The organism is Mesorhizobium sp. B2-8-9, assembly GCF_006439475.1.
Taxonomy (GTDB): Bacteria; Pseudomonadota; Alphaproteobacteria; order Rhizobiales; family Rhizobiaceae; genus Mesorhizobium.
On record NZ_VFTQ01000038.1, the window covers coordinates 1 to 11,795 of the forward strand.

The window sequence follows — 11,795 nt, forward strand, 5'->3', positions numbered from 1 at the left end:
CAGTAGGCAGTAGGCAGTAGGCAGTAGGCAGTAGGCAGTAGGCAGTAGGCAGTAGGCAGTAGGCAGTAGGCAGTAGGCAGTAGGTGTCTCCTTCCCTATTGCCTATTGCCTACTGCCTAATCCCTATTCCTACTGCCTCTTTCCCGGTTTCTGCCAGCCCGTGCCGAGCAGCCCGATCTCACGAAGTTCCTTGTCCATCGTTTTCGCGACGTCCCGACGTCCGGCGCCGATGTCGCACAACTGGCTGTCGGACAGGTCTTCGATCGGATCGTGGGACAGCCGGGCGGCGACCCGAGCCTGGCGCAGCCAATCGCGTGCCGAACGCAACCAAAGGGCGAAGCCGGAAGGGGATTCCAGGGTGGTGCAGGGCTTCAGGGCGATCTCAGACATGGCTCAATCCGTGTTCTCCGGATATCAAATCCGGTTTTATGGTGTTTCGATGAAGCCATGATGCCGGATTGAAAAACAAACTGGAAACGAGTAGTTCTTTTCTGATCATCAAGTTTTATTTGGAGATCGCATGTCCAAGCTGCTGCCGGGAACGCGTGCGCTGCGGACGTTCGAAGCGGCGGCCAGGCATCTCAACTTCACCCGCGCGGCCGACGAGCTCGGCCTGACACCAGCGGCGGTCAGCCACCAGATCAAGGAAATCGAGGATCAGCTCGGGCTGGTGCTGTTCACGCGCACCAGCCGCACTATCCGGCTGACGGAGGCAGGCAATGTGCTGCTGGAGGCCTCGGTCGATGCGCTTGACCTGCTGAACCGCGCCGTCAGCCGCGCCCGCAAGATGACCCGCGGCACGGCGCTGCTGAAGGTAACGCTCGACGCGCAGTTCGCGACGAAATGGCTGATGCGTCGCGTCGACGATTTCCGCAAGCAAAAGCCGGGCATCGAGCTGCGCTTCGACATCACCTACGATGTCCGGGATTTCGACCTCGACGACGTCGATGTCGGCATCCGCTTCGGCGCCGGCAAATATCCCGGGCTCTGCGCGCATCGTCTGTTCGAGAACATCATCATCCCGGTGTGCAGCCCAGCGCTGCTGGCGTCAGGTCCGCCGCTGAAGGAGCCGCGTGACCTGTTCAACCACACGCTCGCGCATATCGAATGGTCGCGGCAGGGCGTGACCTGGCCGAATTGGAGCATGTGGATGCACGCGGCCGGCGTCGACGATTTCGACGACAGCCGCACGCTGGTCTTCGGGTCGTCGACCGATGCCACCCAGGCGGCGCTCGACGGCAACGCGGTGGCGCTCGCCGACTTCGCCATGGTGGCCAACGATCTCTCGCAAGGGCGCCTGGTGCGGCCCTTCGAGCTCGGCATCAAGGTCGCGCCGGAATTCGCATATTTCCTGGTCTATCCCGAGGCGGCCAAGGACGACGCGCGCGTCGTCGCCTTTCGCGAATGGCTTACCGAGGAGGCGGCGAAGACGCCGACGTGATGGCCTAAATACTTGTTTCCAATTCCGGGCGGAAGGCTACGGCGAAGTCGCCGAGCTTAAACGCTCACACTTTTCCTGGAATTGCTTTAGCCAGCCGGGGCGGCCGGCGCGCCGAACCAGCCGATGACGGCGCCGATGATCAGTATCACGCCCAGCCAGTGGCCGGCATCGATCAGCGTCAGGGCCCAGCCGAAGCCTTCATAGCGGTGGTTGACGGTGAGCGTGGTGGCGATGAATCCGAGCCAGAGCACGAAGCCGAACAGCAACCCGGCGATCGGGCTCGGCTCGCCGCCGGTTATCGCGCCCACCACCAGCGTCAGCACGAGCGCCATGATCAGCTCGGCGATGAAGCTGACGACGAAGGGAACGACCGAGCGCTGCATGGTGGCCGGGTCGAGCTTGGCGGCCTTCAGCCAAGGCTTGCTCAAGCCCATGTACCAGGCGGCGCCGAACAGCCACGCGACGATTGCGGCGGCGATCACCGCCAGCCAGTTCACAACCGAAAAATCCATGCTTTTCCCCTCCAAGTTGAAGGGCGATGGAACGCTTGTTCGGTCGTTGCGTCAAGCAAGGCGCCAGACGGTCGTGCGCTTGACCTCGGCATCTTCCAGCACGCGCGTCACCGGAACCTGGTAGATGGCAAGCGCTTCCAACCCGGTCCTGGGGAGATAGGCACGGCCCGGATCGCCGACGAGGATCTCGGCGCCGCGCGCCTTCAGAGAGGTGAACCAGGGCAGCACCCGCTCGGCGAAGGCCTTGTCGTAGAAGACGTCACCGGCGAGCACGACGTCCCAGCCATCGTCGGTGCCGACGCAATCCGTGCCGCGGAATTGCGCTTCAACGCCATTGGCTTCGAGGTTGAGCGCGATCGCCGTCTCGCAGAACGGGTCGATGTCGGCGGCGATTACTTGGCTGGCGCCGGCTTTCATGGCTGCGATCGCGACGAGGCCGGAACCGGAGGCGAAATCGAGCACCCGTTTGCCGCGTACGGTGCCCGGATTATCGAGCACATAGCGGGCGAGGCCCTGGCCGCCGGCCCAGGCGAAGGCCCAGAAGGGCGGCGGCAGGCCGATCTCGGCCAGCTCCTCCTCGGTGCGCAGCCATAGATCATGCGCCTCGTCGGCGAGGTGCAGAAGCACTTCCGGCACATGCGGCGGCGCCATCAGCGCCGTATTGTCGAGGATGAACTTTTTCGCGCTCTTTGGCGTAAGCCTGGTCACGGCGCCGGGTTGAGCTCGGCCATGCGGCAGACCTCTTTCCATTCGGCCGGCGTCACCGGCTGCACGGAAAGCCGGCCGAGCCGGACCAGCGCCATCTCGGCGAGCTTCGGGTTGGCCTTGACCTCTTCAAGCGTCACCGGCTTCGGCACGTCCTTATAGGCGCGGATGTCGACGCATTCCCAGCGCGGATCGTCGGTCGTGGTGTCGGGATGGGCCAGCGCGCAGACCTCGGCGATGCCGACGATGTCGAGACCCTCATTGGAGTGATAGAAGAAGCCGAGATCGCCGATCTGCATCGCCTTCATGTTGTTGCGGGCGGCGTAGTTGCGCACGCCGTCCCATTGCGTGCCGGCCTTGCCTTTGGCCTTCAGCGCCTCGAAGGAAAAGACCGAGGGTTCGGACTTGAACAGCCAGTAGTTCATATCGTTTGTCCCATCGCTTTGTCGCACCGCCACGCATGGCGTTCCGTCTATGCTTACTCTCTCGCCGTCATTGGGGCGAGAGCAGCGAACGATCATGCGCCGGCGGGCTTCTGGAAGACCCAGTTCCATGCACGGATCTCGACGCTTTCGAACAGGCCGGCCTTGGCATAGGGATCGGCCGCGGCCAAAGCTTGGGCAGCAGCCATGTCCGGCGCTTCGATCATCACCAGGCTGCCGTCCGGCTTGCCGTCGGCGTCGAGGAAGGGACCTGCAAAGGCAAGCTTGCCCTCGGCGATCAGGCCTTCCAGGAACGCAGCATGCGCCGGCCGCGTGTCGACGCGCAGCTGCAGGCTGCCGGGCTTGTCCTTGCAAATCAACGCAAACAGCATTTTCAGCTCCGATGATCAGATGTCGGTTTCGGTTTTGAGCGGCCTCGTCATCAGCGCGGTCACGGCCTGGCCGATGGTCACCTTGCCGTCGAGGATGGCGGCGACGGCCGAGATGATCGGCGCCTCGATGCCGCGCTCGGCGGCGATGCGGGCGGCAATCCCCGCCGTCGGCACGCCTTCGGCCAGCGGCAGGCCGTCAAGCGGCTTACCCTGGCCGAGCGCCAGGCCATAGGCGAAATTGCGCGACTGGGCGGAAGAGCAAGTGAGCAAGAGGTCGCCGAGGCCTGAAAGCCCCATCAGCGTTTCCGGCCGGGCGTCGAAGGCCGCGCCGATGCGGCGCAATTCGACGAAGCCGCGCGTCACCATGGCGGCCTGGGCGCTGGCGCCGAGACCTGCGCCGGTGACGGCGCCGGCGGCAATAGCAAAGACGTTCTTCAGCGCGCCGCCGATCTCGACGCCGATCAGGTCGTCGCTCGAATAGCAGCGAAGATTCTGCGCCGAGAAGCGCGCGGCAAGCTCGGCCGCCAATTCCGCATCGCGGGCGGCGACCACCACGGCCGTCGGCAGGCCGCGCGCGACGTCGCTGGCGAAGCTCGGGCCGGAAAGCGCCGCGACCGGATTGCCCGGCAGGCTTTCCTCGACGATCGCCGAGAGCAGCGCGCCGGTATCGCGCTCGATGCCCTTGGCGCAGAGCACCAGCGGCGCTCCCTGGGGCACATGGTTGCGGGCATTGGCCAGGATGGCGCGCAGCGACTGCGCCGGCGTCACGGCGAGCACGCAGTCGGCGCCTTCAAGCGCCGCGGCAATGTCGCTGGTGGCCGTGATGCCGGGCTCGATCCTGATGCCGGGCAGGTAGCGCGGGTTCTCGCCGCGGGCGATGGCGGCGACGGTTTCGGCGTCGCGGGCATAGAGCCGGACATCATGGCCGGCGCGCAGCACGGCCAGCGCCAGCGCCGTGCCCCAGGCGCCGCCGCCCAGCGCCGCAACACGCCAGCCGCTGGTGCTTTTCTTGGTCATGCCTTGGCACCACGCCGGCCCGAGCCGACCAGAGGCGCGGAAACACTGTCGAGCGGCCAGCGCGAGCGCGGCACGAAATCGGCGGCGTTTTCGTCGGCGATGCCGGCGCGCAGCCGCTCTATGCCGGCCCAGGCGATCATCGCCGCATTGTCGGTGCAAAGCTTCTGCGGCGGCGCGATGAATGCGAAGCCGGCCTCGAAACACAGCGCTTCGAGCGTCGCCTTGATGGTGCGGTTGGCGGCGACGCCGCCGGCAACGACCAGCGCCGGCTTTGCATGGTCCGGGAATTCCTGGCGGAACCGGGCAAGGGTGCGGGCGACACGATCGCCCAGCGCGTCGGCCACCGCGGCCTGGAAAGAGGCGCAGATGTCGGCGACGTCCTGGTCGCTCAGCGGCGCGATCGCCGTCGCCGCCTGGCGCACCGCCGTCTTCAGGCCGGAGAAGGAGAAATCGGGCTGTGCCGAGCCCTTCATCGGGCGTGGGAAGGCAAAGCGGCCTGCATCGCCGCTGACGGCCGCCTTCTCGACATTCGGGCCGCCGGGATAGGGCAGGCCAAGCATCTTGGCGGTCTTGTCGAAGGCCTCGCCCAGCGCATCGTCTATGGTGGTCGCCCAGCGCTGGTAATCGCCGACGCCGCGCACCGCGACGATCTGGGTGTGGCCGCCGGAAACGAGCAGGAGAAGGTAAGGAAAATCGAGGCCATCGGTCAGCCGCGCCGTCAGCGCGTGGCCTTCGAGGTGGTTGATGGCGATCAGCGGCTTGTTGGCGGCGGCGGCGATTGCCTTGGCGGTCATCAAGCCGACGATCAATCCGCCGACCAGGCCGGGACCGGCAGTGGCGGCGATGGCGTCGATCTCATCGAGCGATACCGCCGAATCGGCGAGCGCCGCCTCGACGATGCCGTCCAGCGCCTCGACATGGGCGCGCGCGGCGATCTCGGGCACGACGCCGCCAAAGGCCGCGTGCTCCTCGATCTGGCTGAGCACCACGTTGGACAAAATTTCGGGCGCGGCGACGCCGTCCAGCGCCACAACGCTGGCCGCCGTCTCGTCGCAGCTCGTCTCAATGCCCAGAACGCGGATCAATTGGTCGCTGGCCTCTATGATTGTATCACCGGCCAATCCCAATTAGGAAAAGGCCCGGCAGACCTCAAGCTGCCCCGGGGGTTATCACGGACCGCGCGCCATGCAAACTTTGAAAATCGGAACACGCGGCAGCCCGCTGGCATTGGCCCAGGCGCATGAGACGCGCGCGCGGCTGATGCAGGCGCATGGCCTGTCCGAAGAGGCGTTCGAGGTGGTGCCGATCTCGACCAGTGGTGACCGCATCCAGGACCGGCCGCTGTCGGAGGCCGGCGGCAAGGGCCTGTTCACCAAGGAAATCGAGGAGGCGCTGCTCGAGCGCCGCATCGACATCGCCGTGCATTCGTCGAAGGACATGCCGACGGTGCTGCCCGATGGGCTGGAGCTTGTCACTTTCCTGCCGCGCGAGGACGCGCGCGACGCCTTCATCGGCAAGAACGTGAAGCGGATCGCCGACCTGCCGCATGGCGCCACGGTCGGATCGTCATCGCTGCGCCGTCAAGCGCTGATCCGCCGCATGCGGCCGGATCTCGACGTGGTGATCTTCCGCGGCAATGTGCAGACCCGGCTGCGCAAGCTGGACGAAGGCGTCGCCAAGGGCACCATCCTGGCCTATGCCGGATTGAAGCGCCTCGGACTTGAGCATGTCGTCACCGACCTGATGCCGCTGGAAGCTTTTCCGCCGGCGCCGGGACAAGGCGCGATCGGCATCGAAACCCGCATCGGCGACCGCGACGTCGAAAAGATGCTGGCAGCGATCCATCACGTGCCGACCGGCCAGGCGCTCACCTGCGAGCGCGCCTTCCTCGCCGCGCTCGACGGCTCCTGCCGCACGCCGATCGCCGGCCATGCGACGGTGGCGGGCGAAAAACTGTCCTTCGCCGGGCTGATCATCTCGCCCGACGGCACGGAATCGCATGAGGTCCGGCTGGAAGGCGAGGCTGCCGACGCGGCGGAGATCGGCCTGGACGCGGCGCGCACGGTCCGCACCAAGGCTGGTGCGACATTCTTCGACGGCTGGGCCTGACATGGTCCGCGTCCTGGTGACGAGGCCGGAGCCTGGCGCGCGCACGGCACGGCGCCTCGAAGCCCTGGGATTCCAACCTGTCTTGCTGCCGCTGACCGAGACGAGCGCATTGCCGGTCGAGGCGAGCATCGGCACCGATGGCGTCGCGGTCGTCGTCACCAGCGCCAATGCGGTGCGGCATGCGTCGAAGGCGCTGATCGCGGCAGTTGCGCGCCTACCTTGCCACGCAGTTGGCAAACGGACGGCGGAAGCCTGCCGCGCGGCGGGATTTTTCGCCGTCACCGAAGGTCCGGGCGATGCCGAGGCGCTGGCCGATGCCATCGCCGGCGGCCTTGCCGGCAGGGCAATCGTCTATCTGTGCGGCCGCGTCCGCTTGCCTGCGTTCGAGCAGCGGTTGGCGGCGGCGGGCGTGCATGTCCAGGCGATCGAGACCTACGACACGACAAGCATCGACTATGGCGATGCCGATGTAGTCGCCCGCCTGTCGGGCCGGCCGACCGACGCGGCGCTGCTTTATTCGGCCAAGGCCAGCGCCGCGCTGGCCAGCCTGATTGCGCGGCCGTCCTTGCGGCATCTCTTTGAAAGAACGGAATTCCTGGCGCTCTCGGCCCGCGTCGCCGAGCCGCTGGACGGGGTTGCCGGTGACAGGGTCCGCATCGCGTCCAAGCCCGAGGAGGAGGCGCTGCTGGCGCTTTTGTCGCTGCCCGGCTGAGCCGCGTCATCACACCGCCCCTTTTCACCGCTTGGTGATGTGCTAGAGCATCCCCTGGACCCTTTGAACCATCCTCAAGCCAGTTCGCGGAGCCCAAAGCATGGTCAAGACGCCGAAGATGCGACATTCGAAGACCCGGCGCGAGCCGGTGACCATCGAACTCGAGCCCGGCGCCGTCTCGCGAATCACCGATGAGGATGCCGCCAAGGCCGAGACCAGTGCCGCGCAGACCGACGAGGCGAAGGCAGAAGAGGCCGCCGCTGCTTCGCAGCCGGAGCCGCCGGAAGAGCCGATCCATGCCGAGCAGGCCGATATCGAGCCGTGGGAGCATAGCGACGCCGCGCAGGCTGCAGCCGATAAATCAGAGGCCGGCAAGGACGAGCCGGAGGCGCCGTATCCCGGCGCGTCCGATGCGCCGAAGAGCCAGCCCAAGGGCTTCGATTACAATTTCGAGGACGCATCCGCGCCTGGCGCCGGCGCCTCGGCATCGAAGGCAAGCGAGACACGAAGTGAGACATGGGGCGAGGATGGCGTGCCGCAGCCGCCACGCAGAACCGGCGTCAACGCCATCGCTGCGGGCGTCGTCGGCGGCGTGATCGCGCTTGCCGGTGCCGGCCTACTGCAAGCGGTCGGCCTGCTCGGATCGTCGGGACCGGGCGGCGGGTCGCTCGATAGCGTCAACGGCGAGATCGCTTCGCTGAAAAGCGAGATTGCGGCGCTGAAGGAAAGCGGCGGCACCTCGGCCAAGGTCGACGGCCTGTCCTCGGCGCTCGATCAGGTCAAAGCCGATGTGGCGGCGCTGAAATCGTCGGCCGGCCAGGGCGGCGACGGCGCCGCGCTCAAGGCGCTCGGCGACAAGGTCGGCCAGATCGAGACAACCGTCGCCGAGCTGCAGAAGAACGGCAATGCGGCACCCGCCGATCTCGGTCCGCTCAACGAGAAGATCGCCGGGCTCGACGCGCTGGTGAAATCGGCGGGCGATGCGGCCAAGGCCGAGGACGGCAGGGTGGCGGCACTGGAGCAGTCCGTATCGCAGCTTTCCGGCAAGGTCGAGGCGCAGACCTCGCAACCCAAGATCGCGCTGGCGATCGCCGCCTCGGCGCTGAAGTCGGCGCTCGATCGCGGCGCGCCGTTCGCGACCGAGCTCGACACCTTCGCGGCGATCGCGCCGGACGCGCCCGAGCTCGCGGCGCTGCGCTCCTATGCCGAAAAGGGCGTGCCGACCCGCGCCACCATCGCTGCGGAGGCCGATGCCGCCGCCAACGCCATGGTCGATGCGGCAAAGCCGGTCGACCAGAATGCCGGCTTCTTCCAGAGCCTGGTGTCGAGCGCTGAATCGCTGGTCAAGGTGCGGCCGGTCGGCGCGGTCGAAGGCAAGGGCGTGCCGGAAACCGTCGCGCGCATGGAAGTGGCGGTCAACCAGGGCGATTACGCCAAGGCGCTCAGCGAATATGACACGCTGCCGGACGCGGCAAAGGCGGCCGGCGCCGATTTTGCCGGCAAACTGAAGGCACGGCTGGAGGTCGAAAAGCAGCTCGAAGCGCTGATTGCCGGCGCGACGAAGGCTTAAGGAGACAAGATGATCCGCATCCTCGTCTTCCTCGCCGTCGTCTTCGCGCTCGGGCTCGGCTTTGCCTGGCTGGCAGACCGCCCGGGCGAGATGCTCGTCACCTTCAACGGCTACCAGTACCAGGTCACGCTGATGGTGGCAGCGGTGGCGATCGTCGCTGTTGTGGTGGCGGTGATGATCGTCTGGTGGCTGATCAAGTCGCTGTGGAACAGCCCCTACACGATCTCGCGCTATTTTAGGGTGCGCCGCCGCGACCGCGGATACCAAGCATTGTCGACGGGCATGATCGCCGCCGGCGCCGGCGACGGCGCGCTGGCGCGCAAGAAGACCAAGGAGGCGGCCAAGCTGATCAGCTCCGACCAGGAGCCGCTGATCAACCTGCTCGACGCCCAGGCCTCGCTGCTCGAAGGCGACCATAAAGGCGCGCGGGAGAAATTCGAGCGCATGCTCGACGATCCCGAGATGCGGCTGCTCGGCCTGCGCGGGCTCTATCTGGAGGCCGAGCGCCTCGGCGACCGCAATGCCGCGCGCCACTATGCCGGCCGCGCGGCGGCGGTGGCGCCGCAGCTTGCCTGGGCGGCGGAATCGACGCTGGAAGAACTCACCGAACGCGGCGACTGGGACGGCGCGCTGAAGCTGGTCGAGGCGCAGAAATCGACCAGGCAGATCGAGCGTGACGCCGCCAACCGCCGCCGCGCCGTGCTGCTCACCGCCAAGGCGCAGGCGCTGGTCGACAGCGATCCGAACGCGGCCCGCACCGCGGCGCTCGAAGCCAACAAGCTGGCGCCGGATTTCGCGCCGGCGGCGGTGATCGCCGCCGATCTGGTTATCCGGCAAAACGACGTGCGCAAGGGCTCCAAGATCCTGGAGGCCGCCTGGAAGGCCGAGCCGCATCCCGACATCGCCGAGCTCTACACCCATGCCAGGCCGGGCGACGCCGTGCTCGATCGTCTGAACCGCGCGAAGAAGCTGCAGGAATTGAAGAGGAATCATCCCGAGTCGTCGATGGCCGTGGCGCGCGCAGCGCTCAATGCTCAGGATTTCGCCACGGCGCGGCGCGAGGCGGAGGCCGCGATCCGCATGGATCGTCGCGAGGGCGCATATCTTCTGCTCGCCGATATCGAGGAGGCCGAGACCGGCGACCAGGGCAAGGTGCGGCAGCTGCTGTCGAAGGCCGTGCGCGCGCCGCGCGATCCGGCCTGGGTGGCGGACGGCGTCATCTCCGAGCGCTGGGCGCCGGTGTCGCCGGTCACCGGCAAGCTCGATGCCTTCACCTGGCGGGCGCCGATGGAGCGGCTTGGCCAGCTGATCGACAGCGACGCGGATGTCGCCGTACCGGCGATCACCGCTGCGCCGCCTGTCCAGCCTGTCGCCGAAAAGGCGATCGACATCGTCGCCGATGCTCCGGCCGAGAAGCCGGCGCCGGTGCCTTCAAACGGCGGCGAGAAGCAAGCGTCCGTTGCGGAAGCCGTCAGCGAGGCTGAAATCGGCGAGCCCGGTCCGGAGCTGCCGCCTCTGCCGGACGACCCTGGTGTCGCGCCGGAAGAAGAAGCGGAAAAATCGCCGCGCCGCTTTCGTTTGTTCTGAGGCTGTGTTCTGGGACCGGGTTGTTGGGCAGGGAAAAAACATCGATGTTCGAGCGCGTATTGTCCTTCCTGAGGGATCTGCCGGCTGGGCGCGAGACCAAGCCGAGCGCCGACGATCCGCGCGTCGCGGCTTCGGCGCTGCTCTATCATGTGATGAACGCCGACGGCGTACGCCAGGACGTCGAGTGGGAACGGTTCAAGCAGATCCTGGCCGAGACCTATTCGGTGAGCGGCGAGGAGCTCGATGCGCTGGCGGCGGCCGGCGAGCGCGCCGACAACGAGGCGATCGACCTCTACGCCTTCACCAGCGTCTTGAAGCGCCACCTCGACCCCGAGGCGCGCAAGGCCTTCATCGGCCTGATGTGGGAAATCGTCTATGCCGATGGCGAGCTTGACGAGCTCGAGGACAACACCGTCTGGCGGGTCGCCGAGCTGATCGGCGTCGAGCGTCGCGACCGCATCGAGGCGCGCCGCAAGGCGGCAGCCGAGGTGCCCGGCGCGCGGGGCGAATCGAGCGACGAATAGCAGGATCCTTCGCCTTCCATGCCACCCAGATCGAGGCCGAGACCAAAAATCCTGATCGTGCTGCATCAGGAGACTTCGAGCCCCGGCCGCGTCGGCCACATGCTCCTGGAAGAAGGCTTCGACCTCGACATCCGCCGCCCGCCCTTGGGTGACGAATTGCCCTGCACGCTGAACGATCATGCCGGCGCGGTTATCTTCGGCGGGCCGATGAGCGCCAATGACGAGGACGAGTTCGTCCGCCGCGAAACCGACTGGCTGGAAATCCCGCTCAAGGAGAACCGGCCGTTCCTCGGCATCTGCCTTGGGGCGCAGATGCTCGCCAACCATCTCGGCGGCAAGGTCGAGGGCCACGGCGAAGGCCTGGTCGAGATCGGCTGGTATCCGCTGAAGGCGACCGAGGCTGGCAAGAAACTGTTGCACTGGCCGGAGATGGTCTACCAGTTCCACCGCGAGGGCTTTTCGCTGCCGAAGGAAGCGACGCTGCTGGCGACCGCGGAAACCTATCCCAACCAGGCGTTCCGTTATGGCGAGAATGCCTGGGGCATCCAGTTCCATGGCGAGCTGACAAGGGCGATGATGCAGCGCTGGGTGGTGCGCGGCGCACATCGCTTCGAACTCCCCGGCGCCCAGCCCGGCCGCGACCATCTCGGCGGCCGGCTGATCTGGGACATGCACCTCAAGCGCTGGCTGGGCGAGTTTTTGGGGCTGATTTTTGGGCGGCCGGCTGTGGGGTAGGGCAAACTGATGCGGCTGTTGGACTGGATCAGACCGACCAGCATCTGCGCCGCACCTGCCGAGGTCGCG

General features: G+C 66.8%; 14 protein-coding genes. 7 read left to right on the top strand and 7 right to left on the bottom strand.

What is annotated here, in order from left to right:
• Window positions 1-129: 129 nt before the first annotated feature.
• Complete coding sequence (locus FJ423_RS29680; protein WP_140846424.1) at window positions 130-390, bottom strand: hypothetical protein; 261 nt, start codon at window positions 388-390, stop codon at window positions 130-132.
• Between the two features lie 130 nt (window positions 391-520).
• Between FJ423_RS29680 and gcvA the strand changes: the two genes are divergently transcribed.
• On the top strand, window positions 521-1,441 hold the full coding sequence (gene gcvA, locus FJ423_RS29685; protein ID WP_140698256.1) for a transcriptional regulator GcvA: 921 nt from the start codon (window positions 521-523) through the stop codon (window positions 1,439-1,441).
• Between the two features lie 86 nt (window positions 1,442-1,527).
• Here the strand turns inward: gcvA and FJ423_RS29690 are convergent, their stop codons facing one another.
• From FJ423_RS29690 to tsaD, 6 genes are all read right to left on the bottom strand, one after another.
• Complete coding sequence (locus FJ423_RS29690; RefSeq protein WP_140846425.1) at window positions 1,528-1,953, bottom strand: DUF1761 domain-containing protein; 426 nt, start codon at window positions 1,951-1,953, stop codon at window positions 1,528-1,530.
• 51 nt (window positions 1,954-2,004) lie between these two features.
• Entirely contained in the window at window positions 2,005-2,703 is a 699-nt protein-coding gene (locus FJ423_RS29695; RefSeq protein WP_181174944.1) for a methyltransferase, read from the bottom strand.
• Window positions 2,658-3,083, bottom strand: a complete 426-nt coding sequence (locus FJ423_RS29700) for an EVE domain-containing protein (RefSeq protein WP_095769579.1) — start codon at window positions 3,081-3,083, stop codon at window positions 2,658-2,660. Before FJ423_RS29700 ends, FJ423_RS29695 begins: the two co-directional genes overlap by 46 nt.
• A gap of 92 nt (window positions 3,084-3,175) precedes the next feature.
• Window positions 3,176-3,472: a YciI-like protein gene (locus FJ423_RS29705; RefSeq protein WP_140846427.1), complete on the bottom strand. Its 297-nt coding sequence runs from the start codon at window positions 3,470-3,472 to the stop codon at window positions 3,176-3,178.
• 15 nt (window positions 3,473-3,487) lie between these two features.
• Window positions 3,488-4,489, bottom strand: coding sequence for an NAD(P)H-dependent glycerol-3-phosphate dehydrogenase (locus tag FJ423_RS29710; protein ID WP_140846428.1), 1,002 nt, complete (start codon window positions 4,487-4,489; stop codon window positions 3,488-3,490).
• On the bottom strand, window positions 4,486-5,571 hold the full coding sequence (gene tsaD / locus FJ423_RS29715; RefSeq protein WP_181174946.1) for a tRNA (adenosine(37)-N6)-threonylcarbamoyltransferase complex transferase subunit TsaD: 1,086 nt from the start codon (window positions 5,569-5,571) through the stop codon (window positions 4,486-4,488). Before tsaD ends, FJ423_RS29710 begins: the two co-directional genes overlap by 4 nt.
• Before the next feature lie 103 nt (window positions 5,572-5,674).
• Here tsaD and hemC point away from each other — a divergent pair, with 103 nt between their 5' ends.
• The 6 genes from hemC to FJ423_RS29745 all read left to right on the top strand — a co-directional run bounded on the left by hemC (window position 5,675) and on the right by FJ423_RS29745 (window position 11,726).
• On the top strand, window positions 5,675-6,598 hold the full coding sequence (gene hemC / locus FJ423_RS29720) for a hydroxymethylbilane synthase (protein WP_140846430.1): 924 nt from the start codon (window positions 5,675-5,677) through the stop codon (window positions 6,596-6,598).
• A 1-nt stretch (window position 6,599) separates the two neighbouring features.
• The gene (locus tag FJ423_RS29725) at window positions 6,600-7,310 is read left to right on the top strand and encodes a uroporphyrinogen-III synthase (protein WP_140846431.1); all 711 of its coding nucleotides are present in this window, start codon (window positions 6,600-6,602) and stop codon (window positions 7,308-7,310) included.
• A 100-nt stretch (window positions 7,311-7,410) separates the two neighbouring features.
• Window positions 7,411-8,880, top strand: a complete 1,470-nt coding sequence (locus tag FJ423_RS29730; RefSeq protein ID WP_140846432.1) for a COG4223 family protein — start codon at window positions 7,411-7,413, stop codon at window positions 8,878-8,880.
• A gap of 9 nt (window positions 8,881-8,889) precedes the next feature.
• On the top strand, window positions 8,890-10,467 hold the full coding sequence (locus tag FJ423_RS29735) for a heme biosynthesis protein HemY (RefSeq protein WP_140846433.1): 1,578 nt from the start codon (window positions 8,890-8,892) through the stop codon (window positions 10,465-10,467).
• A gap of 44 nt (window positions 10,468-10,511) precedes the next feature.
• Window positions 10,512-10,991 (top strand): TerB family tellurite resistance protein, encoded by a 480-nt coding sequence (locus FJ423_RS29740; RefSeq protein WP_140846434.1) that lies wholly within the window; start codon window positions 10,512-10,514, stop codon window positions 10,989-10,991.
• Window positions 10,992-11,009: 18 nt separating this feature from the next.
• On the top strand, window positions 11,010-11,726 hold the full coding sequence (locus FJ423_RS29745; protein WP_140846435.1) for a glutamine amidotransferase: 717 nt from the start codon (window positions 11,010-11,012) through the stop codon (window positions 11,724-11,726).
• The last annotated feature ends 69 nt before the right edge of the window (window positions 11,727-11,795 follow it).

What these genes read in the sequence shown, in the direction of transcription:
- FJ423_RS29680 (WP_140846424.1), bottom strand. Translation starts at nt 390, where the DNA reads ATGTCTGAGATCGCCCTGAAGCCCTGCACCACCCTGGAATCCCCTTCC.
- gcvA (WP_140698256.1), top strand. Translation starts at nt 521, where the DNA reads ATGTCCAAGCTGCTGCCGGGAACGCGTGCGCTGCGGACGTTCGAAGCG.
- FJ423_RS29690 (WP_140846425.1), bottom strand. Translation starts at nt 1,953, where the DNA reads ATGGATTTTTCGGTTGTGAACTGGCTGGCGGTGATCGCCGCCGCAATC.
- FJ423_RS29695 (WP_181174944.1), bottom strand. Translation starts at nt 2,703, where the DNA reads ATGGAAAGAGGTCTGCCGCATGGCCGAGCTCAACCCGGCGCCGTGACC.
- FJ423_RS29700 (WP_095769579.1), bottom strand. Translation starts at nt 3,083, where the DNA reads ATGAACTACTGGCTGTTCAAGTCCGAACCCTCGGTCTTTTCCTTCGAG.
- FJ423_RS29705 (WP_140846427.1), bottom strand. Translation starts at nt 3,472, where the DNA reads ATGCTGTTTGCGTTGATTTGCAAGGACAAGCCCGGCAGCCTGCAGCTG.
- FJ423_RS29710 (WP_140846428.1), bottom strand. Translation starts at nt 4,489, where the DNA reads ATGACCAAGAAAAGCACCAGCGGCTGGCGTGTTGCGGCGCTGGGCGGC.
- hemC (WP_140846430.1), top strand. Translation starts at nt 5,675, where the DNA reads ATGCAAACTTTGAAAATCGGAACACGCGGCAGCCCGCTGGCATTGGCC.
- FJ423_RS29725 (WP_140846431.1), top strand. Translation starts at nt 6,600, where the DNA reads ATGGTCCGCGTCCTGGTGACGAGGCCGGAGCCTGGCGCGCGCACGGCA.
- FJ423_RS29730 (WP_140846432.1), top strand. Translation starts at nt 7,411, where the DNA reads ATGGTCAAGACGCCGAAGATGCGACATTCGAAGACCCGGCGCGAGCCG.
- FJ423_RS29735 (WP_140846433.1), top strand. Translation starts at nt 8,890, where the DNA reads ATGATCCGCATCCTCGTCTTCCTCGCCGTCGTCTTCGCGCTCGGGCTC.
- FJ423_RS29740 (WP_140846434.1), top strand. Translation starts at nt 10,512, where the DNA reads ATGTTCGAGCGCGTATTGTCCTTCCTGAGGGATCTGCCGGCTGGGCGC.
- FJ423_RS29745 (WP_140846435.1), top strand. Translation starts at nt 11,010, where the DNA reads ATGCCACCCAGATCGAGGCCGAGACCAAAAATCCTGATCGTGCTGCAT.